Source organism: Mitsuaria sp. CC2, from assembly GCF_048957715.1.
In the GTDB taxonomy this organism is placed as follows: Bacteria; Pseudomonadota; Gammaproteobacteria; order Burkholderiales; family Burkholderiaceae_C; genus Roseateles.
Map to the genome: position 1 here is coordinate 1 of NZ_JARVXN010000016.1, position 22,367 is coordinate 22,367.

A 22,367-nucleotide genomic window follows, 5' to 3' on the forward strand; every position below is an offset into this window, starting at 1 on the left:
GAGCGTCTGGGCGACACCCAGTCTTCTCTTCGCCACTTCAGCGCCTACCGTCGCCTTCATCGAGAAGAAAGTGTCTAGCCGAAGCGCTTGCCAAAGCCGTTCACCACCCAAAAGGAGTTCCACATGTCTGATGACAAGAGTAAGTCCGGCGGCCAGGACCGCACCCGTATCAACGTCAACGAGGATTACGAGCTACGTGACTGGTCCAAGAAGTTCGGTGTGACGCCCGAAGAGCTGAAGCGCGCGGTGAACGCGGTCGGTACCAGCGCTGCAGATGTCGAGGCTCATCTGAAGCGCAGTCAATCCGGCGACAAGACGCGGTGATGCCGTGCTGGTCGCGACCTGGAACGTCAACAACGTTCTCAAGCGGCTCGACCAGCTCCTGGCTTGGTTGGATCACCGCAAGCCGGACGTCGTGGCCCTTCAGGAGCTGAAAGGGACGACGGACAGCTTCCCCGTCGAGGCTCTACGCGCGGCGGGATACGAGGCGCTTGTCGTCGGACAGCGCACCTGGAACGGCGTGGCGCTGCTGGCTCTCGGGCACGACCCGCTATCGGTCGCCATCCAGCTGCCCGGGGATCCCAAGGACAGGGAAGCTCGCTACCTTGAAGCGGCGATCAACGGCGTGTTGTTCGCTTGCTTGTATCTGCCAAACGGCAACCCCCAGCCGGGCCCGAAGTTTCAATACAAGCTGCGGTGGATGGAGCGACTCCGCCAGCGTGCAGAAGCCCTGTGGGCCACGGGACAGCCGGTGGTGATGCTGGGTGATTGGAACGTCGTACCCACGGACCAGGACATCTACAAGCCCGACACCTGGCGAGACAACGCCCTGCTGCAACCGCAAGCTCGTGACGCGTTCGCCGCCATCCTCGATCAGGGGTGGGTCGACGCGCTGAAGAAGCTTCATCCGGACGAAAAGCTGTTCACGTTCTGGGACTATCGCCGCCAGCGGTGGGAGCGCAACGCAGGGCTTCGCATTGATCACATCCTGGTCGGTGGCGCACTGAAGGTCGTCGACGCTGGCGTGGATCGCGACGAGCGTGGCCAGGAGAGCCCCAGCGACCATGCACCGGTCTGGGCCGAACTCGCGCCAGCGAAATCTGGGAAGACGGCGAAGGCGGAGGGGACGAAGGCCAAAACCGCCTTGGTGGGCAACAAGCCGAACGCTGCGCCACCGGTCGCGGTGGTTGCGCCACTGGCACGCTACAACCAGAAGCGGGACTTCAAGAAGACGTCGGAACCTCCTGGCGCGCTGCCGGTGTCGGCCACCCCCATCTCACGGAGCAAGGCGCAGCCGCTGGGCTTCGTCATCCAGAAGCATTGGGCGAGCCGCCTTCACTACGACTTCCGACTGGAGCTTGACGGTGTGATGCTGTCGTGGGCCGTGCCCAAGGGCCCATCCTTCGACCCTGCGCGCAAACAGATGGCCATCCACGTCGAGGACCATCCGGTCAGCTACAACGAATTCGAGGGCGACATTCCGAAGGGCGAGTACGGCGGCGGAACGGTCATCGTCTGGGATCGGGGCTCCTGGGAACCGATCGGGGACCCACGCGAAGGCATGAAGGTGGGCAAGCTGCTCTTCAAACTCCATGGGCAGAAGCTCGCTGGTCTCTGGGAGCTCGTGCGAATCTCCAAGCCAGGCGAGAAGAAGCAGGACCAATGGATCCTGTTCAAGAAGCGTGGTGACGCCTGGGTCAGAGCTGCGGCGGACTACGACGTCATCACAGCGCTACCGGATAGTGTCGTGGCCAAGCCGCTAGGTCTGCTGGAAGAACGCGAGCCGCGGGAGGTTGCGCCACTTCCGGCCACGCGGGCTGCGGACGAGGACATGCGGGCAGCGAAGCAGGCCCCGCTGCCGTTAAAACTGGCGCCGCAGTTGGCCACCTTGGCGTCCTCGGTGCCAGACGGCGACTGGATCGTCGAGTCCAAGTTCGACGGCTACCGACTCCTCGCTCGCGTCGAAGCCGGCGAGGTGCGGCTGTTCACGCGCAACGGAAACGACTGGACTGCCAAGTTCAAACCGCTTGCGGCGGCTATTGCGGATATCGGTGTGGACAGTGCTTGGCTGGATGGCGAAATCGTCGTCATGGGCGATGCAGGAGTACCGGACTTCAACGCGCTGCAGAAGGCTATCGACAACGCGCGGAATGAGGACATCGAGATTTTCCTGTTCGACGTGCCGTTCCTAGGCGGGATGGACCTGCGCGATGTGCCGTTGGCAACGCGCAGGCACCTGCTCCGGGAGCTTCTTCAAGATCGATCATCCGACATGATTCGCTTCAGCGAATCCTTCGAAGCGCTGCCGCATCAGATGCTCAACGCGGCGTGCCGGATGGGGCTGGAGGGCGTCATGGTGAAGCGCGCCGACTCGCCGTACGCATCGGCCCGCACCGAGACCTGGTTGAAGCTCAAGTGCCAGCAGCGGCAGGAGTTCGTCGTCATCGGCTTCACCGATCGCGCCGGATCCACGGCGGAAGTGGGGAGTCTGCTTCTCGGCTACTACGACGAGGGGCAGCTGCGAAGCGCAGGGTCGGTCGGCACGGGTTGGAGCGCGTCCACCGGCAAGGAGCTCCACGCGATGCTCAAGAAGCTGGAGTCATCCACGCCGACGGTGGATCGCGCCGAGATCAAACCGGGTCGCTGGTCGAAGCGCTCACCGGGAGCCGAGCGATGGGTCAAACCGAAAGCCGTTGTAGAGGTGGCGTTCTCCGAATGGACGCCTGACGGGCAGATTCGTCATGCCTCATTCCGCGGCGTGCGAACCGACAAGCCGGCCAGTGCGATCGTACGAGAGCGTCCGAAGGAACTCGCTGTCAGCTCCACCGCAACTGCTGCGCGCAGCAAAAAAAGGATTGCCCCGGCCATCAAGGTCACCAATCCGGAGCGGGTAATCGATCCTTCAACCGATTTCAAGAAGGTCGACCTGGTACGGTATTACGAATCGGTGGCCGACTGGATCCTGCCTCACCTCAAAGGTCGGCCGATCTCGTTGGTTCGAGCGCCCCAGGGCATCACGGGCCAGCTGTTCTTCCAGAAGCACCCGGAGACCAAGATGCCGGGTCTCACCGAGCTTGCCGTCGAGCTGTGGCCAGGCCACGCCGCGCTCATGAGCGTGGATACACCGGAGGCATTGCTTAGCGCGGCCCAGATGAACACCGTTGAGTTCCACACCTGGAACTCCCTGGCGAAGAACATCGACCATCCGGATCGCGTCATCTTCGACCTCGACCCTGGCGAAGGAGTGAACTGGGCGATGCTTCAGGAGGCCGCGGTGTTGATGCGCACGCTGCTTGGCGAACTGCAGTTGGAGAGCTGGCTCAAGACCAGCGGCGGCAAGGGTCTTCACGTTGTTGTGCCACTGACGCCCAAGCTCCCGTATGACGAGGTAAAGCGCTTCTCCCAGATCGCCGTGCAGCACATGGCCAAGACAATCCCCTCGCGGTTCGTGGCGAAGTCAGGCGGCGGTAACCGCGTCGGACGCATCTTCATCGACTACCTGCGGAATGGACACGGTCAAACCACCGCCGCAGCGTTTTCTGCCCGCGCTCGTCCCGGCATGGGCGTATCGATGCCTGTGGCGTGGGAGCAGCTCAAGGATCTAAAAGGCGGCGCCCAGTGGACCATCGCCACCGCACGCGAGTACCTGTCATTCCAGCGAACCGATCCCTGGGCAGCCTATTGGAAGAAGCGTCAAACCTTGAGCAAGGCGATGAAGGCGCTCTCGCCATGAGCGCTCGGGAAACTGTCGGTGCCGGGTATCCGGTGACGCCAGATGGCCGCTACTTCGTCGTCCGTGGAAGGCTGTGGCGCGCGGCAGATCCCGCACTTCGCGAGGATCAACGGAGCATGCTGGTCAGCGCCTTGATGTCGGCGCGCAGCATGCTTCGAACGAGCGCCGCAGGCTCAGATGCGCGCGCGTCTGCCCGGACGGCGATCCACTCCGCAAAGGTTCATCTCGGTGAACGCGGACCCGTGTGGTGGACGGACGGCGCACCCGACTACAACAGGCGCATGGTGAAAAATACGCCTTATGCCAGCTGGTACGAAGGCCTTCCCATCGAAGCTCGGCGATAGTCCCCGTCGGCTGCACTGCTCCGGCGGTAGTGACTACTCCCGACTGCGGAACGAGTCCTGTGCTGATCGGCGGCACATGGATGCGTGGATGCCCCCCCAAAGGCAAGCACCGGCGGCTTGCGCCGCCGGCGTTGCACGCGATTGACCAACGTCCAGTTGATCGCTTTGCTCCCCATGCCGCCGTGGTGGTGGGGTGGTAAAGCGGCAGTGGTAGAGCGGTCAGGCGGTGGCAATCGCCGTACCTGAATGAGTGGTCGACAGGACGGAGATGAGGCGGTGTCGCGCCCGCAGTGAACGTGCGGTATCGAAGCAGTCAGATGAAGCGAGCTGCCGCAGCCTCTCCTACACCTAGCTTCGCGGCGGCCTTCGGCTCACCCCGTGAGGCACCATCCCGCTTGCTCCAGTCACGTTGTTCAAACGCCTCCCGCCGCGCGTCGTCGCGCCGCCTCTCAACAGGCTTCGCCCACTCCAACCAATCCTTGCCCTGATTGCCGTACATATCCACTCCTAACGATTGCTGGACAGTGCAAGGCAAAAGCGCCTCCTTCAACTCCCTCGGACCGGAAGCTGCTACTCATGTTGTAGATGGCACCAGCACGGATCTTGCCAATGTTTGGACGAGGAGTTCCAGTCCAATCTCGATCGATGCCTCGGTCTCGGTCTCGGTCTCGGTCTCGAACGAGTGAAGCAAACCAAAAGGGGTATCCATGAAGGTCGAGAAAGACGTGCGAGCGTTGCGGCGGGAAAAGCGTAGGCCGTTGAGCCAGCAGGTGTCGCATCAGGAGCGTCATGTTGAGAGAGCGGCCGCGTTCTCCGAACGAGATCGAGAGCTCGCTGAGCGCACGCGACGAAGTGCTAGGACCTGAGCGTCGATCAGGCGGATCGCAGGCGACCCATGTGCGCGGAGAATCCATCCGGTGCTCGGCCGTCCTGCCGAGCACTCGTCACCACGCGTACGGTGTTCGTCCAGGCGATACGCATGCCTAGCGCGCAGAGACGATCTACGAATGCCACGTCCTCGCGTGTGCAGAGGTTGGGGAAGCCCCCTGCCTGCTGGTAGGCGATCGCACTCACGCCGAGGTTGGCGCCGTGGATGTGGCGGTGATTGTCGGAGTCGTTGTAGCCCCCCTCGTAGGCGGCACGTTCCTCGTGCGTGAAGCCTGCCCAATCGTCTATCTCGACCACACCGCAGACGGCCTCGCTGCGCAGTGCGAGCTGGCGCGCGAACCAGCAAGGCGCCACCACTGAATCCGCATCGGTGAACGCGAGCCAGCGCGCACCTTGCTCGATCAGTGTCTTGGCTCCCGCAGCACGTGCGAAGCCGACATTGCGCGCATCAACGGTGAGGCACTGGACGCCGAAAGCGCGGGCGACTTCACCGGTCCGATCGCCGCAGGAATCCAGCACCACCAGGATGCGCACCTCTTCACCTTGCAAGTCCGGATGTTCCGCAGCGACCTGCAGTGCCTTCAAGGCGCGGCCGATGAGCGCTTCCTCGTCGTGGGCGGGAACTATTGCGCCGATCACGACGGTAGGCTCTCGGCTTTGAGCAAACCAACGGTCTTCCGCATTCCAACTTCCGAGAGGGCGTTCAGTTTCCTCGCTGGCTCAACGCCGCCCGCCTGCTCTTTGCGCGAGCTTTCGGCGAAGCTATCTGCACCGGATAAGCGAAGCGGCATGGCTCAGCTCGCCTTCGGGTCGATGAGGCTGATGCCTGAAGCGGCGTCGAAGCGCCGACGCAGGTGAACCGGCGCGTCGTTGGCAATGACCTCAAGCGTAGGACGCACGAACGCCTCAAGCAAATGCCCGCCGACGGTGGATCCGTCGCGTCGCCCGAGCACGGCATGGAGATGGACCTTAGGCATTTCCCCGTCCAGTGCAATGTCGCCTAGGAGCGAGAGCACCTCGACCTGCTCATCTACGGGGATGCGCAGGTACTCCTTCTTCTCCCAGTCGAAGTAGCCCACGACGGCGTGTTCGAATGCGCCGATGGCACGGAGACTGCAAGCCGTCAGAGAGTTTTCTTCCGCAAAACGCTGCAGTACGGACATCACCTCGTCGCCGGTCTCAAAGACCAGCGCGAAACTCCGTTCTGGGAGATCCGTCAGCTTCCTCGATTTCATCGTGTACTCCGCCAGGTATTGAACGCCGACCGATAGAGCAAGCCAGAAACCCGTAGGTACAACGCGCTACCCCCTCTCGAATCCTCTTCGTTCTTGCGCACGCCCCGCAGATTCAGCACGAACAAGCCGACCTGCAGCACGATCAAGGCGTAGGACTGGGTAGATGCACCCCAGATGCACCAGAGCACATTGCTGAAGACAAACATCCAGAAGCCCCAGGTCCTGCGTCGAGCGCTTCGAGCGCCGACCAGCCAAGCCGCAACAAGCGTGATGACCATCGCGGGCCATTGAAGTGCATTGAGCAGGTCATCCATGCCTCGCTGAGGCAAGCGGACTGCCCTCGGCTGACGATCACACGCCGCGAGTGCGCTTTCGAAGTTAGCCGCGCGCACAACAGGAGACTGTGCGCAGGCCGTTGACCGGTGCCTCATCCGCCGCCGATCGCTTCCTCCGAGTCTCCCGGAAGCAATGACTGAGGAATTTGGCTGAAGCGCCCTGATCCCCGCGCAAAAGAGATCGACCAGGTCACGTCGAAACGGTGGGCAGGCCACTGGGCGGGGATTCGGTCGTCGGGCAGGAGCTCGCTTGCCAGACGCGGGAGCTGATCATGTCTCCAGCACACCAGGACGGTACCGTCGAGGCTTCGCAGCGCATGGGCTAGAGCCTGGAGATCATCCCCATCGGACCAGCTGTCGTCTATCGTCAGGCCAAGGAAGCCGGCCAACGATTTGACGGTGTCCCGAGGTCGCGTTGAGGGATGCCGGTTCGTCGGCCGGGCGGCGACGATGTGCCGAGGGCAGTGGACAGGCCCGTCGCCACTATCGACTGCAGTTCCGAAATACCGCACCAAGGCTCCGGCCCGGCGCCAGCCGGGCACGCTGAGCGATCGAGAGTCATGCATGCCAGCTTCATCCACACCGCCAAAGTTGGCGGAGGGCTTCTCCGCATGTCTGATCAACATGATGCATGTCGACATCGCCCGACCATTTCATATCGCGCCTGCGATGGTCCTGCCTGCGACGCGTTGTAGACGTGAAATCCGCAGCCCCGCATCGCTCTCCCTTCCGGCAAGGAATGGGCGATGCAGATGACTGCGGACTGCGCAAAGCGCCGAATGCTGCCTGTTGGGGCAGCAAATCGATCACTACTTCGTCTTGCTGGACGAGGTGTCCGAAGAGCCGCTCGCGGCGCCAGGTAGGGTACCGCTCGATGCACTGGACAGGCTTCCGCTGCCCGACGCCGTCAACCCGCGATCATCGTGGGCGCCGGTTCCACTGCCGAGCGAGTTTCCGCCCTGGCCGTAGCGGGTCGCATCTTTGGTGTCCTGACCAGCTTGCTGCGAGACGCTGCCGCTTGATCCAGCGCCGCTACCTCCGGCGCCCTGGCGCGTCGAGCGTTCCGAGCGCCACTTGTTGAAGTCCTCGCTGAACTTCTGGTATCGCTCCTGACGCCAGCCGTGATAGTCGTTGTCCAGCGTGCGCATCTGCTCGTGGCGCCACTGTTCGTAGTCGGGGTCGTAGTGCTGTTGACGTCCTTGCGACTGCCATTGGGACTGACCATATCCGCCCTGATGGCTTCCTCGATAGTTGCGCTCTTCGTGGGTGCCGCCGTAGTGCTCACCCAGCGAGTTGGCATAGCTGTCCGCGCCGGAGGCGGCCATGCGCCCGTAGTCGCCTCGCCCGCTGTCTTCACGCCAGCCTTCATGACGAGGCCCCTGGTCGCGATAGCGACCCGAACTGCCCTGACCATAACCACTGGAAGTTCCATAGCTCGGGCTGCCATAGTTTCCGGACCCGCTGTAACTGTCCTGTCCACCGAAGCTGCCACCGCCGTAGTTGCCGCTCATCGAGCGATCGCGATCAGCACCCCAACCATCGTTCTGGTAGCCACCGCGATAACCGCCCTGGCTTTGCAGATCGCCATGGCTCCGGTAATCCCGGCGGTAATCACCACGGTATTCCTGGCCACCGCCATATCCGCCGTAGCCGCTGCCACGCGGTTCATCGCGGTCGGCCTGGAAGCTGCTGCCCTGATAGGCCGGCTCGTTCCGGTCGCGCGACGGATCGGATCGATAGCTTCCGTAGTTGCCGCGATCGCGGTCTTCATCGTCCCAGGCATTTCCCGGGCGTTGGTCTTGTCTTCCTCGTTGTCCATACTGGTTCATGGCGACTCCTTTAAAGCCTCAAACCGGTTGTCGAATCCGGCGGCGCCCGCCGCCGGCTCCGTGGTTCAGCTGGCAAGGAATGTGCCGCTTCCGTTTCTGCCCTGCGCATGAACAGCATCTTCAGATGCGGCACTGCAGCGCAAGTGTCTTCTGTGGGATCGCAGCCCTCTCACCTTGAGGCATCTTCGGTCACATGTCAGTTGAGGCGGGATGAAGATGTCTACCGTCCTTTATGAAAGGTACAGGCTGTAAGGCTTGCCAGCTGTACACATCTCGTACGCTGGATAGGATTTGCAGGACATGTCAGCGCAACCATCAGTTCTTGTTCTAGATGACTATCCAGACGCAGCGGAAGCGGTGGCGGCGTGGCTCTGCCTAGCCGGGTGGAACGCCATCTGTACCACCACCGTCGAGGATGCCCTCTCTCGCTTGCGCCTGCAGCGGCCGTCCGCCGTCATCATGGAACCATATCTTCGGGCTGGAAGCGCTTTGCCTGTCGCAATGGCTGCCAGAAAAGCCGACGTCTGTCCGTTGTTAATCGCGCTGACATGGAGCGCTCGTACTGGCGATCACACCGCGTATGAGCCAACTCTTTTCGATTTCAACTTTCCCAAACCCGTGTCGATGCAGAGGCTAGCTGCTGCGCTTGAATCCATCCAACGGCCCAGCGGTCGAATTTGTTAGCGCGCTGGCGTTCGGCAGCTCGCTTGTTTGAATAGGCCGATGTCGCCGATATTGTTGACACTCTCGAGACGCACGACGCTGTGGTGCCTCGGCCGCGTGACTCTTGGGCACTCCGCTCGCAGCGATGTCGCGTATGTCTAACTGCTCGTCGCGCCTCCCGGCTCTGCCATCTTCCGGTGCTGCTCGGCCAAAATTTCAGCCGGCGTGACGTTGGCAAGCACCGCCTGGACCTTGTTCTTCCAGCCAGCAACCACGGAACTCTCTCCCTCCTCCATCGCGTCAAAGCCCGTCTTGGCGACTTCTGCAGGGGGCTGCTTCTTGTCGCTGCCAACCTTGGTATCGGTCAGGTCTGCGCGACGGAAAAACTCCGTGTCGGTCGGTCCGGGCATCAGCACTGTGACAGAGACATTGGTGTCCTTCAGCTCGTTGCGAAGTGCGTACGCAAAGGAATCGATGAACGCCTTCGTACCGTTGTACACGGCTTGGAACGTACCCGGCATCAAGCCAGCGATGGATCCGGTGATCAGGATTTTTCCGGCGTTTCGCTCGCGCATGCTGCGCCCGATGCGCTGAATCAAATCCAGTGTCCCAGTGATGTTGGTATCGATGACATGCCGCACCGCCTTGAAGTCCTGATCGAGGAAGGCGTGGCCCAGTCCGTGTCCAGCATTGGCCATCAGCGCCGCCACTTGGCTACCGCCGATCGCTGCATGAAGCGCGTCGACACCGTGCAGGGTGGACAGATCCGCATCGACCGTCTTGACTTCGGCGCCCAGTGCGCGACATGCCTCAGCAGTCTCCTCGAGAGGACGGTCCGCCGCGATCAACAGGTTGTAGCCATGACGTGCGCATTCCAGCGCGAGCTCCCGGCCGATGCCGCTCGACGCGCCAGTGACCACGGCCAGCGGCCTTCCAGGGATGTCGTTGATGTTCATGTTGGCTCCATGGTTGAGGTGAGAGCGCTCAAGCTCCGCTGAACGGCGTCAGCACAACCTTTCGGCAGTTTTCTTCCTTCTTGTTGAAGATGTCGTAACCGCGCGCAGCTTCCTCCAGAGGTAGGCGATGACTCACGATCAGCTCCGGTTTCAACTCCCCGCTCTCGATGTGACCAAGCAGCCCTGGCATGTGGCGTTGCGCGTGCGTTTGGCCGCTCGCGAAGCTCAGCCCCTTCTCGAAAGCATCGCCGAATAGGAAACCATGGATGAAGCCAGCGTACACCCCGGGCACACTCACGATTCCGCCGCGGCGCGTCGCGGCGATCGCCCACCGCAGCGCCGTTCCGCTCGAGCCTTCCAGCTTCAGCGTGGACAGCACCGTTTCGACCGTGCTCCCCTTGGCCTCGAAGCCGACTGCGTCGATTGACGCGTCTACGCCGCGGTGGTCGGTCTGCTCGATGATGAGCTGCGCAGGATCATCGATCTGGTCAAAGTCGATCGGGAGAACGCCGTACGTCTCTTTCGCAAAGGCCAGACGATAGGAGTGATGGTCCACCATGAAGATGCGGTCCGCTCCGAGCAGGCGCGCGCTGGCCGCTGCCATCATGCCTACGGGCCCGGCACCGAAGATCGCGACGCTGGAGCCCGGGGTGATCTGCGCATTCAGCGCGGCTTGGTAGCCAGTTGGCAAAATGTCTGAGAGGAACAGGACCTGCTCGTCGCTCAACCGCGTATCGGGAATCACCAGCGGTCCGACATTCGCCTTGGGAACGCGTACGTATTCGGCTTGCCCTCCTGCATACCCGCCATAGAGATGGCTGTAGCCGAAGAGCCCGGCGCCAGGCCGGATGTCCTTTTTGTTGAGGATTGCCCCTCGTCCGGGATTGGTCGTCTCGCAAGCGGCGAAGAGCTTTCGTCCGCAGAAGAAGCAGTCGCCACATGAGATTGTGAAAGGCACAACCACGCGGTCGCCCCGCTTGACGTTCACAACGCCTCGTCCCACCTCCTCGACGATGCCCATGAACTCGTGGCCCAGGATGTCCCCGGACTTCATGTCAGGGATCTTGCCGCGGAAGATGTGCAGGTCGGATCCGCAGATTGCAGTCGCTGTGACGCGAAGCAAGATGTCGTCGTCAGCGGCAAGCACGGGGTCGGGGACGTTGTCGACACGCACGTCGTGTGCGCCGTGGTAAGTAAGAGCGCGCATGGCAGGCCTTTCACCGGGAGGATTGTTTGTGCGGCTCTCCGAGGCAAAGTTGGCGCCCGAAACTTGTCCGATACAGTTAGCCGATGAGCAAAACGCTGCTGCTGGTGGACGACGCGATGGTTCAACGCGAACGCGTTGCGAGAGGCCGTGCGGGAAGTCCGGCCGGCGATCACCGTCCTGGTCGCCGAGAATGCCGCGCGGGGCCTACGGCTGCTGCAGAATGACCGCCATGATTTCGCAGCGGTTCTTCTGGACTTGGCTTTGCCTGACTTGCCTGGTCTGGAACTCTTGATGGACCTACGTGCTGCAGCGGAAACGAAACGAATTCCTGTGGTGGTGCTCACACGGTCGGAACTCGACGCGGACCTTTGGGCCAGTTACAAGGCCGGCGCCAACGCGTATGTCGTCAAAGCGCTCCCGGGCGAAGCACTCGTACGGCAGCTACGCCTCACGGCGGAGTTTTGGTGCAACCACAACGTAAGAGTGCCCGGCTTGCGCTGAACGTCGCCGGTGCATCCACCTTGGCGGCGCAACGCGCCTGCTGGTTGCGTTGGAGCTCTTGCGGGAAGGCCGATCTACTGCATATAGGTCGACTTCGGATGTTCCCCATGCTGGTCTAGATCCCGCGACTCCAAGAACTGAACTCGCCGACCGATCCGGTTCAACCATGCTTGAGTCTGGTCATTGAGTGCCTTTAGTTGGTGAGGCTGGATCTGCCGAACCGAGTGCTCGATCTGCTCCTCGAAGCACCTTTGCAACTGCAACGGTTGAGGGTGGGTGTCCACGGCCGCGCAGAGCAATGCCTGAAGGTTGGTAGCCTGCAGATGGAGCGCGTACAGCGCTTCGGTCATCGCCTCCATCTGGCGGTGCATTGACTGCAACGCGGCAAGGACCGAATCATCTTCGGTAGGTTGATTCGCTTGTTCCATCAGAGCCTCCGTCCAGATCCGTTTGGTAGCTGTTTCTGGCAGGCCGGGTGCCTGCCAGATTGGCAACTCGGAGCGGGGTCATAGGCTGCCGGGAAGACTGCGTTTGCCATCAAACCACGAGGTTGTTAAAAGCGCGGCGGCCTGATCGCTGCGATTCAAGGAGGCACTCTTCATCGGAACCGTCCCCTGTCAGCTTCCGTCGGACTTTTGCGGCAAGGCTCTTTCCGACTTGGTGGTCTGCCGGAGCCAGACGCCCTGACCGGTAGGCGCGCCACACCTTGCCCTTTCAGGCCGTCCGCTTCTGTGATCGATCTCGCACCGAACCCCAGCTGAGCTAGAGCGTCCCCCACCCTGGCTGGACATCAGCTAGGCTTGCATATACTGTATGCATATACAGTCTTGTTGCCGAAGAACGATGTCACCCGCACCGCTCGGGCTGGCGGGAGCGTCGCCTCCCGTCGCCCTGACCTCCCCCAGTCAGAACACGATCGCCGGTGCCCACGCCACGGTTCATGAACCTTTGGCGGCCACAGTCGAAGCAGCGCTGTGGCGAGGGAATCAACTCGGAGGTTTGGGCGCTGGCGTGGAGCCCTCGGGGTTTGCGCAGCTGGATGTCGTGTTGCCCGGTGGGGGCTGGCCGTGTGCAGCGCTGACCGAGGTGCTGGTCAGTCAGTTTTCCGTCGTGGAGTTCCGTCTACTCGCGTCCATGATGGCGGCCATTACCCAGCGAGGTCGTACCGTTGCGCTAGTGGGACCTACGCTTTGGCCGCATATGCCCGGCCTTCGTCACCATGGGGTGGACGATCGCCATCTGGTCTGGGTGGATGTCGATGCCCCGAAGGATCGCTTGTGGTCGACCGAGCAACTGGTGAAGGCCGGCAGCTGCGGTGCGGTCATCGCCTGGCTGCCGCTGGTGCGTGCAGAGCAAGTCCGCCGGCTGCAGGTGCTCGCTGCGCGCTGCACAGGCCCAGTGTTCCTTTGCCGGCCGGAGTCGGCGGCACGGGATTCTTCTGCTGCGCCGCTGCGCGTCGTGTTGCGGGTGGCGACCGACTGGCAGATCGCCGTTCAAGTACTCAAGCGCAAGGGCTCTCCCGTGGAGGGGCAACTTCAGTTGCCGTCCATGCCCGGCGGCTTGAACAAGATCATGACCCCGAGGCTGCGCTACCCGAGTCGCCTCGTTGCCGTCGAGCCAAGCCATGCTGTGGACAGCCCTGTTGCTGCCGCCGTGCGCCAGCCAGAACCCGTCCTTGAGCCTTCCCAGTCCTGACGCACTTCGAGCCGTGGCCGTCTGGGCGTTGCAGTTCACGCCCCGCGTCGCCATCTCTGAAGATGCCGTCCTGATGGAGGTCGAGGCTAGCACTCGCCTGTTCGGCGGCAAGCGAGCATTGCGCGACCGTGTCGTGGCTGAAGCTCAGGAGCTTGGAGTCGTACAGGTCGCTTGGGCGGCCACCAGCTTGGGCGCTCACGCCTTGGCTCGCTCACGCATCGAGAACGGCTTCAAGAGGCCGCTTGAAGAAATGCTCGACGCGCTGCGCATGGAATGCCTCACCGCGGTCCGGCCGCATTCGACGACCCTCGCGCAGACGGGCTGCAGGAGTCTGGGCGACGTGCGCGCTCTGCCGCGCGGCGGCCTCAGTCGGCGGTTCGACAAAGAGCTTCTGCAGGCCCTCGACCGAGCTTACGGCCGTGCGCCGGAGGTGCACGTCTGGGAGGTGTTGCCGGACACCTTCAATGCCAAGCTCGAGTTGCCATTCCGGGTGGAGCATGCGCCGGCGCTGTTGCAAGGCGCGCGACGGCTGCTTGTGCAGATGTGCGGATGGCTCGCCGCGCGCCACGCTGGCGTGACCGGTTTCACCCTGCGCTGGTGGCACGACGCAATGCGGTCGAAGGATGCGGGCGAGGGCGGCTCGCTGAGCGTAGGCACCGCCGATCCGAACCGGGACGTGGAGCACCTGTGCAGGCTTCTGGCAGAAAACCTGACCAAGGTCGAACTGCTGGCGCCAGCTGGCGACTTGGCGCTCATCGCCGATCAAGTCCACGACCTGACCGGCAGCAGCGGCTCGCTGCTGCCCGACGCAGTGCAGGACGGGGAGTCGCTCCATCTCGTGCTCGAACGGATGGCGGCCAGGCTAGGCCCGGACAAGGTGCGACGCTGCGTCACGCGTGAGGACCATCGCCAGGAATGGATGGGGCACTGGCAGCCCGCCATGGCGCCGCAGCCGCGCAAGCTCAAAGCGAGCACGTCGCTGCCACAGCCCACCTGGGTGCTGCCCGAGCCGCTGAAGTTGGCCGTACGCAAGAACCGCCCGGTGTATCAGGGCGAGTTGCAGCTCCTGGCTGGGCCGCAGTGCGTCGAGGCCGGCTGGTGGGATCGCGACGAGACGACAGATCAAGGTCGGCTCGTCGTGCGTGACTACTGGTTGGCCGAGTCCCGGCACGCCGGGCTGCTCTGGATCTTCCAGGCGAAGTTGGACGACGGAACCGCGTGGTTCCTTCACGGCGTGTTTGGCTGAGGGCACGCATGGGTTACGACCTGGCTCCCCCGGGCACTGCCGCAATGTTTAGGGATCATCCTGCGCATCGCCACCCCACACAGCGTTGCGTCACGCTCGGATTTCCCTGCATGTTCTCCTCCCGATGTCTGGCGGAAGTCTTGCCATGATCCCGGAATACGCGGAGTTGCGCTGCGCCTCGAACTTCACGTTCCTCAAGGGTGCGAGTAAGCCTGAAGAGTTGGTGCAGCGAGCCAAGGCGCTGGGGTACAGCGCCATCGCGATTACCGACGAATGCAGCATGGCCGGCATCGTGCGTGCGCACGTCGCGGCCAAGGAAGCTGACATCAAACTGCTTGTGGGCAGTCAGTTCAAGGTGGCCGGTGCTGCGACTTTCACCCTCGTTGTGTTGGCCACGAATCGGAACGGCTACGGCAACTTGTGCGAGTTCATCACCCGCTTGCGCCGGCGCTCTCCCAAGGGCACCTACACCCTTGTCCTTGACGAGGTCGACAGCAAGACCCTCTCCGACTGCGTCGTGGTGGCCGTCCCTGACCGTGAATGCAGCCTGCAGCAGATGGAAGGCATCGCTCAATGGTTGCTAGGGAACTGGGTGGGTTGCTGCTGGCTGGGATGGGAACAGCTCCGCCGTATGGACGACGAGGTGCAGCTCTTCAAGCTGCGCGAGTGCAGCGATCTCACCGCGGTGCCGGTGGTGGCAGTGGGAGACGTGCACATGCACGTGCGCTCGCGCAAGGCGCTTCAGGATGTGCTCACCGCCACCCGGCTGGGCCTGCCGCTCACCGACTGCGGTCTGCAACTCAAGCAGAACGCCGAGCAGCACCTGCGCACGCGCAGGCGCATCGCCGAGCGGTGCCCGGCTGAACTCATGGAAGAGACGCTGCGTGTGGCAGCGCGCTGCGATTTCTCGCTCGATGAGCTGAAGTACCAGTACCCCGAAGAAGTCGTGCCGGCCGGTGAAACACCCCAGAGCTTTCTGCGCCGCATCACCTACACGGGCGCGGGACGGCGCTGGCCGCGCGGCATCCCCGCCAAGGCTCAAGACCAGATCGAGCACGAGCTAGGGCTCATCAGCGAGATGAAGTACGAGCACTACTTCTTGACGGTCTACGACATCGTCGCCTTCGCGCGCTCGCAGGGCATCCTGTGCCAGGGGCGAGGCTCAGCAGCCAACTCGGTCGTCTGCTACTGCACTTTCATCACCGAGATCGATCCGTTGCGCAGCAGCATGCTGTTCGAGCGCTTCATCAGCAAAGAGCGCGGCGAGCCGCCCGACATCGATGTCGACTTCGAGCACGAGCGGCGTGAGGAGGTCATCCAGTACCTGTACCGCAAGTACGGGCGAGAGCGCGCGGCGCTGACCGCGATCGCCACGAGCTACCGCCCGCGCAGCGCGCTGCGCGACGTGGGCAAGGCCCTCGGGTTCGAAGAGACGACGCTGGACCAGTTGAGCAAGGGCCTGAGCCACTGGGACCTGGACATCAGCGAAGAGCTGCTCGCGGAGGTAGGACTGGACAAGGAAAGACTGGACGTTCGGCAGTTGCTGCTGCTGAGCGAGCAGCTGATGGGTTTTCCGCGTCACCTGAGCCAGCATCCCGGCGGCTTCGTGCTGACCAACGGCCCCCTGTCGCGCATCGTCCCGATCGAGAACGCCGCGATGGAGGATCGCACGGTCATCCAGTGGGACAAGGACGACCTGGACCTGATGGGACTGCTGAAGGTGGACGTGCTAGCGCTGGGCATGCTGACCGCGCTGCACAAGGCGCTCGACTTCATCGGCACGCGCAAGGGTCACGTCTTCGAGATGCAGGACATCCCGGCCGAGGATCCCGCCACCTACGACATGATTTGCAAGGCCGACACCGTGGGCGTGTTCCAGGTGGAGAGCCGCGCGCAAATGAGCATGCTGCCGCGCCACCTCCCCCGATGCTTCTACGATCTGGTGGTGCAGGTGGCCATCGTACGCCCTGGGCCGATCCAGGGCGGATCAGTGCACCCGTACCTGGACCGGCGCAACGGCAAGGTCCCCGTGGTCTACCCAAGCCCGGAGATCGAACAGGCATTGGGGCGCACGTTGGGCGTGCCGCTCTTCCAGGAGCAGTGCATGCAACTGGCCATCCTGTGCGCGGGCTTTACCGCCGGCGAGGCAGACGGGCTGCGCCGAGCGATGGCGGCCTGGCGTCGCACGGGGAGCCTAGACAAGTACGAGCCCCGCATCATCAGCGGCATGCTCGAGCGTGGCTATACCGAACCCTTCGCCAAGAACGTCTTCGAGCAGATGAAGGGCTTCAGCAGTTACGGCTTCCCGGAGAGCCATGCGGCGAGCTTTGCACTTTTGGTCTACGCCTCGTGCTGGGTCAAGAAGCACCACCCGGCAGAGTTCCTGGCGGCGATGCTCAACAGCCAGCCGCTGGGCTTCTACAGCCCCAGCCAGTTGGTGCAGGACGCGCGTCGAGCCGGCGTTGAAGTGCGCCCGGCCGACGTCCTTCACAGCAACTGGGACTGCACGCTGGAAAACATCGAGCATCACCCCGCCGTGCGACTCGGCCTGCGACTCGTCCAAGGCCTAAAGGAAGAATCGGCGAAGCGCATCTCCACGGCCAGACAGACCGTCTACTTCGAGAGCGCGGAGGAGCTTGCCCGCGTGGCAGAGCTTGAGCAGCACGAGATGCGCCAGTTGGCGGCGGCCGACGCGCTGAGATCACTCAGCGGTCATCGCCGCCAGCAAGTCTGGGACGCTGCGGCGCTCAGGCGTGCTCCGCAGCTGCTGCGCCAAGCGCCCGTGGACGAGCCCGTGCTGGACCTCGTACCCGCAGCCGAAGGTGAAGAGGTGATCTGGGACTACCGCGCGATGGGGTTGACGCTGCGCAGTCATCCGCTTGCGTTGCTGCGGCCGCTACTGGCCAAGCGAAATCTGTGTACGGCGAAGGACTTGGCGGCGATGCCAAATGGACGCTCGGCGCATTACTGCGGCATTGTGACCCTCCGCCAGCAGCCCGGCACCGCCAAGGGCGTGGTGTTCCTCAGCTTGGAGGACGAGACAGGCAATGTGCAAGTGATCGTCTGGCCCAGCGTCAAGGACAAGCAACGCAAGGAGCTGCTGCGGGCGCGGCTGATGGCGGTGCATGGCACATGGCAACGTCAGGGGGACGCTTGCAGCTTGATCGCGGGCCGACTGGAGGATCTCTCCGACCTTTTAGGGCAGTTGGAAACCAGTAGTCGGGACTTCCGCTGAACGACAGTTGCGAACTAGCGCGCCGAAGGCTCACAACGTTGAACTGAGCAGATAGAAAGCGCCAGACCCCTGTATTGGCCGCCCGCGACGTTGGGGCTGGAGCAGCAGAGAGCCTGCGCGACAGACCCACGACACTGAACCATCGCCGGAAGTGCCGAGGAGTGAGGCGGCTATAAATTCCTATCCGTCTCGCCAAGCAGCTTCCTGAGGCCAACCGCAAATCCCGGATCAAAAATCGTCCGGCCGCGCTCGTTTACGATCTCGCCGAACTTCAATTCTTCCCAGCCGTGCCGCCGAAGAAACTCAGGAGCGATCGCCTTGAGCAATGCCTTTCGCTCAGAGTCAGTCAGCGAAGCAGATGCGTGCGCCCCCTGCTGCCCTGTATCCGAAATAGGACGCCTATCGACCGTAACTGTCTTTGCGCCCTTCAGGGTATTGAGTTGCGCCTGAAGTCGGTTCCTCTCGGCGATCACAGAACGAAGGAGCATCCGAGCAGCCGGATCAGCGACTCCTTCAACGTAGTCCTCCGCAGCACTGGACTTCGTAGATGCTTTCGCAGGCGCGGGCCCTGCAAGTCGACCCCAAGAGTCGATCAGGCGGCGATAGTCTGCTGCAGGCTCGTTATAGAGCCCCCGACCCTTCATCACCTCCTGGGCCTCTAACAACTTACCAATAGTGGAAAGCGAGAAATCACGTGCCCCAGCGTCATATTGCGCACGACAAAGTTCGTGAATTGTTCGCAGATTCCGAATCTTTTGTGGTCTCGCGCCCGCTGCAAGGATTTCGCGCAGGACCGCTTCAGGATCATTTGAAGGAGTCATTCTTGCCAATTCGGAAAGTGCGTGGGGGCGTGGCCGACCCTGGGGTCAAATCAATTATGGTTCGAGAGAGATCAAGGCCGAGTGCCTCGCCCAGTTTTCCGCCAGCGTCCATGATTCCGACTACAGCGCGCTGTCCCAGATAGAGATCCGAAGGCTCCGCCGCTTGCGAAAGCCTGCGCATGAAGGCATTGCCCACCTTCAATTGGTCTTCTTCGTTAAGTCTGAGAAACATCGGGGGAAGACCATCATTCAGGAGCGCGGAATCTAGCAGCTGACTACGGCGGATTACCGCTTTACTGGCGTCAAGGTCTGGGTATAGCTCGACGCTGTCGCAAACGCCACACAGCTGCAACAGTTCCGAATCTGTCTCCTCAAACAGCGCCTTCACGTCAGTGATAGCGCCCTGCAAAAGGAGTTGAGCTCCGTCGGAGGGGGCTGCATTTAATAGATCTTTGCAGCGCTCGATCAAGCGCCAACAGGCGACCAGATCTTCGGCACGGTCACTGAAGTTCTTCATACTGGTTTCGCTTATCCGCTCGGCTTGAAGGAAACGCTGTAACTCAGTGAAGACATCACCAGCGGCTTCCTGACTCGCTTTCTCACGGCGAAGCTGCTGGAGCCTGTGCTCGTTATCCATGGCACTGTTCCTAGCCTCGTCGAAGCGGTAGGCTGCGGTATTGAAATGAGCCGCCAGAGCTGGAAGATAGTGCGGCTCAGTGACAAACCATCGGCAGCGGATGCAGTTGCGACTACCACCGGGAACTGCGGCGAAGTCGCCCTCACCGGGTCGTCCAAACTCGGGGCCTCCGTTATAGCAACCGCCAATTTTTCGGTTGTCTTCTATTTCACTGACATTCCCACCGACGAGACATATCCCATGGTGCATGAGCATCCAACCCGCCGCGTTTCTCTGCGAAGGATGCACTGGAACTGCGATTGCCAAAGCGCCAGCGCTGTTGGAGATAGCCCTCTCAACCAGCACGGCATGCTCCGTATTCAGCAGGAAATCGTAAATGCTTGCCGCTCCCTTACCGCGGAGACGATCCGCAGCCTCCGACAGCACTTCCGAAATTCGTGTCGCGCCCGGCTTGGTGTAGTAGAGCGTCATGAGAAGCCGTGAGTGGCCCACGAGCTTTTGAAGAATCGGGAATGGTACTTGGCCGTCTAGGGCGAACGCTGTGATGAGCGATACGCGCAGGCTGTGCAGCGGAAAAAGAGCGTCATTCCTACCTTTTTCACTCAGTTCAACGAGCTCGATAAGCGCGCCTCCGGGATGGGTCTCTCCGCGCGCAGCTATTTTCTCCTGAAGTGCTTTGAGCAGACAGGCCCAAGCATGACTCAGTACACCATCAGAAACCGGAAACAGTCGTTCGGCCGAGCCATTTTCAGGCATACGAAACAAAAAACAGCACTCAGGATACTCTTCCAACTGTGCCGAAGTCTTCGCATTGATATGGCGACCGTCGAGTTCTCGCCAATGGACTCTTCGAGGGGTTGGATTGTACTTAGACTGCCAGTTCCTGATCTTTTCAAGCCAGTAGAAGACATCTTCAGTTTGCCCCGGAGCCCGGAACCAAGGCATTACATAACCTTTCTCCGGCCCTGACTTTTCTTGATCTGCAGTCTTATTAGTATTGATGAAGAGGAGACTTGATATTGCCACGCGATCCGCAGGATCTTGATTGCGTCTGAACACACCTTGCTGCCAACCATTCGGACCACTCTTCGCCAGTTGACTGACGTTCTCGACCCATTCTCCTTGAACATAGTTGATAGTGTCGGACTCGCCCGAATCCAAGAGGCGCACTTGTCCCGTTCTTAGGGGCAATAGGAGCTTTATGAGGAGAGCGACCCAGCGAACAGGGCTCCACATCTGAAAGACGCTGTGTCTACGCTTATTCCTAGCGAAAACGCGCTCTCTCCAAACGCAATCTGGATCAGATTCATCGATCTCAGACCATTCGACGTCATACCAATCTCGAGAAGGCTTTCCGAGTTCACCCAACACTGCGCCTTGGGCATTCTGAGCAAAGGTCCAATCTCTGAGATGCGGCCCCTGAGCCAGCATGCTCCTCAGTTCGTGGATGTATCCATAAGGCAGCGGCGTCCTTACTGTTTGCCAGTGCCGACTGGCTCGCCCCTGCTGCATTCGCGATCCCGGATTTCTAAACTCCGGCGAGATTACTAAAGTATCGTCATCGGCGTCAATGCTAAAGTCGCGGAGCAAAACCCAGTCGAAGAAACTGTGCAGTTGATTGCTCCGTGAATGTCTAGCTGTGGACGTGCCAATGACCTCGCTCAAATCAGGCAATTGCGAGCTTCGTCGAAAGAAGTCAACCGGCTTCCTGAGAGCATCTGGACGGCGCAGATAGAGGTCAAAGAACGAATTGATCGTTCCGATGCGAGACTGTAGCCCCTTCTTCGTAGTCGCGAGCCACTCAACTGCAGCTCGCCGCCAGTCCTCAAGCTCTGGAAGGTCTCTTCGTACCCACTCCAGTGAAGGGTCGTGTGATTTTTGGCGTCTTGCCTCAGTCAACGGTGGCACTTGATCAAGGTTGCGTAGCCACGGGCGCGCATACTCATCCCAGGCTGCGACGATATTGCGCAAATCTGGAGATATCGAGCGTCTCAATGTGGTCTCTGCGATAATCCCCTGAGCCGCAAGCTCTTTACCGATGGTCTTGATCGAAAAATCAAGCAATCCTTTGGAGTGCTGTAGGAAGCAAACACGATGAATCCTGAGCGCAACGCGCAAAGTATCGGCTCGATCAATCTTTCCTCTGACGCGGCGAAATACTGCGTGGGGATGCGTTATCGATGTCCCCTCCGCTTCGCTGATCCACAGTGCGTCCGATTTTTGCTGCCAAGTCCTCAGTAGTGCTGCGATCTTTTCGTTTGAGCTTAGCCGGTTCGCGAGTTTTCTGTCAGTCGACACACCAGCCTCAATGAGATCAGCTGCGACCGAAATTGTTCCAAAGTCGATTTCCCCCCGAGCGAATCTTGCCTCACAAACAATCTGAATTTGCTTGAGATAATTCGTGAATTCAGTGGATATCTGCGGACTTCGAAGCACTTTGGCCAGCTTGTCCTCGGGCGGCATCAAATCGTCGTCAGTATTCACGCTATGGCCGCGCGCGGTTGCCAGCGCTCCCCATGCCGCCGTGAGTTCATAAAATGCACGCGGCATTCGGACAAGATTTAACGGAAATCTGGTCGCCTGGTTGATGCGGCCGATGGCCTCGGTCACTACCGAACGCCCCGAAAAATTTACATCACCTCTATCAAAACGCTCTTTACAAATTCTGTGCACGGAGCGAAGTACTGCTGGCTGCTGCCACTTACGATGTACTTGAAGTAGTCTACGAAAAACTCTGTCTGGATGGTTTTCGGGAGCATCTGGGCAAGGCGGAAAGTCCAACGAATCAGCGAAATGCTGCCATGCGTTGACTAGCGCCGGATACTCTGGCCCGTCCGCGCTGTCGAAAGTGCGGTTGTTCGCAATTCCAACGCTCTCCAATTCTGTGCGCATGACAGCAATATTAAATTCATGATTCCCTTGGGCGAATCTATCGGAACAGAAAGAGTGAATCTTCCTTAGGCGATCTCGTTTGGGAGATCGTATCTTTGGATCACTAATAATGCGCTCGAATACGACGTCGGGGTGAATTTCGCTAGCCAT

Annotated in this window: 15 protein-coding genes; 6 read left to right on the top strand and 9 right to left on the bottom strand. The window is 61.2% G+C overall.

The window, feature by feature from the left end; all coding sequences use genetic code 11:
• Nucleotides 1-123 precede the first annotated feature (123 nt).
• The gene (locus PV762_RS11820) at nt 124-324 is read left to right on the top strand and encodes a DUF3606 domain-containing protein (protein ID WP_421035238.1); all 201 of its coding nucleotides are present in this window, start codon (nt 124-126) and stop codon (nt 322-324) included.
• A 4-nt stretch (nt 325-328) separates the two neighbouring features.
• Complete coding sequence (ligD, locus tag PV762_RS11825) at nt 329-3,733, top strand: DNA ligase D (RefSeq protein ID WP_421035239.1); 3,405 nt, start codon at nt 329-331, stop codon at nt 3,731-3,733.
• A gap of 1,217 nt (nt 3,734-4,950) precedes the next feature.
• Here ligD and PV762_RS11830 read toward each other — a convergent pair.
• From PV762_RS11830 to PV762_RS11855, 6 genes are all read right to left on the bottom strand, one after another.
• On the bottom strand, nt 4,951-5,604 hold the full coding sequence (locus tag PV762_RS11830) for a glycosyltransferase (protein WP_421035240.1): 654 nt from the start codon (nt 5,602-5,604) through the stop codon (nt 4,951-4,953).
• A gap of 155 nt (nt 5,605-5,759) precedes the next feature.
• Entirely contained in the window at nt 5,760-6,200 is a 441-nt protein-coding gene (locus tag PV762_RS11835) for a PPC domain-containing DNA-binding protein (RefSeq protein ID WP_421035241.1), read from the bottom strand.
• Complete coding sequence (locus tag PV762_RS11840; protein ID WP_421035242.1) at nt 6,197-6,514, bottom strand: hypothetical protein; 318 nt, start codon at nt 6,512-6,514, stop codon at nt 6,197-6,199. Before PV762_RS11840 ends, PV762_RS11835 begins: the two co-directional genes overlap by 4 nt.
• 830 nt (nt 6,515-7,344) lie before the next feature.
• Entirely contained in the window at nt 7,345-8,364 is a 1,020-nt protein-coding gene (locus tag PV762_RS11845) for a hypothetical protein (RefSeq protein ID WP_421035243.1), read from the bottom strand.
• A gap of 821 nt (nt 8,365-9,185) precedes the next feature.
• A complete protein-coding gene (locus PV762_RS11850) occupies nt 9,186-9,983 on the bottom strand; it encodes an SDR family NAD(P)-dependent oxidoreductase (protein ID WP_421035244.1) in 798 nt (265 codons plus the stop codon).
• A 28-nt stretch (nt 9,984-10,011) separates the two neighbouring features.
• Nucleotides 10,012-11,190 carry a zinc-dependent alcohol dehydrogenase gene (locus PV762_RS11855; RefSeq protein ID WP_421035245.1) on the bottom strand — a complete coding sequence of 393 codons (1,179 nt, stop codon included), beginning with the start codon at nt 11,188-11,190 and terminating at the stop codon, nt 10,012-10,014.
• A 135-nt stretch (nt 11,191-11,325) separates the two neighbouring features.
• On the opposite strand from PV762_RS11855, the gene PV762_RS11860 reads away from it, so the two are divergent.
• Complete coding sequence (locus tag PV762_RS11860) at nt 11,326-11,691, top strand: response regulator (RefSeq protein ID WP_421035246.1); 366 nt, start codon at nt 11,326-11,328, stop codon at nt 11,689-11,691.
• 74 nt (nt 11,692-11,765) lie between these two features.
• On the opposite strand, the gene PV762_RS11865 is transcribed toward PV762_RS11860, so the two are convergent.
• Nucleotides 11,766-12,119, bottom strand: a complete 354-nt coding sequence (locus tag PV762_RS11865) for a hypothetical protein (RefSeq protein WP_421035247.1) — start codon at nt 12,117-12,119, stop codon at nt 11,766-11,768.
• A gap of 415 nt (nt 12,120-12,534) precedes the next feature.
• Here PV762_RS11865 and imuA point away from each other — a divergent pair, with 415 nt between their 5' ends.
• The 3 genes from imuA (at nt 12,535) to PV762_RS11880 (ending at nt 17,867) form a co-directional block, all read left to right on the top strand.
• The gene (gene imuA / locus PV762_RS11870) at nt 12,535-13,386 is read left to right on the top strand and encodes a translesion DNA synthesis-associated protein ImuA (RefSeq protein WP_421035248.1); all 852 of its coding nucleotides are present in this window, start codon (nt 12,535-12,537) and stop codon (nt 13,384-13,386) included.
• Nucleotides 13,316-14,632: a Y-family DNA polymerase gene (locus PV762_RS11875; protein ID WP_421035249.1), complete on the top strand. Its 1,317-nt coding sequence runs from the start codon at nt 13,316-13,318 to the stop codon at nt 14,630-14,632. Before imuA ends, PV762_RS11875 begins: the two co-directional genes overlap by 71 nt.
• A 145-nt stretch (nt 14,633-14,777) precedes the next feature.
• Nucleotides 14,778-17,867: an error-prone DNA polymerase gene (locus PV762_RS11880; protein WP_421035250.1), complete on the top strand. Its 3,090-nt coding sequence runs from the start codon at nt 14,778-14,780 to the stop codon at nt 17,865-17,867.
• A 170-nt stretch (nt 17,868-18,037) separates the two neighbouring features.
• On the opposite strand, the gene gmtX is transcribed toward PV762_RS11880, so the two are convergent.
• Both gmtX and gmtZ read right to left on the bottom strand, forming a co-directional pair.
• Nucleotides 18,038-18,688 carry a gamma-mobile-trio protein GmtX gene (gene gmtX / locus PV762_RS11885; RefSeq protein WP_421035251.1) on the bottom strand — a complete coding sequence of 217 codons (651 nt, stop codon included), beginning with the start codon at nt 18,686-18,688 and terminating at the stop codon, nt 18,038-18,040.
• Nucleotides 18,672-22,367, bottom strand: coding sequence for a gamma-mobile-trio integrase GmtZ (gene gmtZ, locus PV762_RS11890; protein WP_421035252.1), 3,696 nt, complete (start codon nt 22,365-22,367; stop codon nt 18,672-18,674). Before gmtZ ends, gmtX begins: the two co-directional genes overlap by 17 nt.

Coding starts and splice junctions, on each gene's coding strand:
- PV762_RS11820 (WP_421035238.1), top strand. CDS start 124: ATGTCTGATGACAAGAGTAAGTCCGGCGGCCAGGACCGCACCCGTATC.
- PV762_RS11835 (WP_421035241.1), bottom strand. CDS start 6,200: ATGAAATCGAGGAAGCTGACGGATCTCCCAGAACGGAGTTTCGCGCTG.
- PV762_RS11840 (WP_421035242.1), bottom strand. CDS start 6,514: ATGGATGACCTGCTCAATGCACTTCAATGGCCCGCGATGGTCATCACG.
- PV762_RS11845 (WP_421035243.1), bottom strand. CDS start 8,364: ATGAACCAGTATGGACAACGAGGAAGACAAGACCAACGCCCGGGAAAT.
- PV762_RS11850 (WP_421035244.1), bottom strand. CDS start 9,983: ATGAACATCAACGACATCCCTGGAAGGCCGCTGGCCGTGGTCACTGGC.
- PV762_RS11855 (WP_421035245.1), bottom strand. CDS start 11,190: ATGCGCGCTCTTACTTACCACGGCGCACACGACGTGCGTGTCGACAAC.
- PV762_RS11865 (WP_421035247.1), bottom strand. CDS start 12,119: ATGGAACAAGCGAATCAACCTACCGAAGATGATTCGGTCCTTGCCGCG.
- imuA (WP_421035248.1), top strand. CDS start 12,535: ATGTCACCCGCACCGCTCGGGCTGGCGGGAGCGTCGCCTCCCGTCGCC.
- PV762_RS11875 (WP_421035249.1), top strand. CDS start 13,316: ATGCTGTGGACAGCCCTGTTGCTGCCGCCGTGCGCCAGCCAGAACCCG.
- PV762_RS11880 (WP_421035250.1), top strand. CDS start 14,778: ATGATCCCGGAATACGCGGAGTTGCGCTGCGCCTCGAACTTCACGTTC.
- gmtX (WP_421035251.1), bottom strand. CDS start 18,688: ATGACTCCTTCAAATGATCCTGAAGCGGTCCTGCGCGAAATCCTTGCA.
- gmtZ (WP_421035252.1), bottom strand. CDS start 22,367: ATGGCTAGCGAAATTCACCCCGACGTCGTATTCGAGCGCATTATTAGT.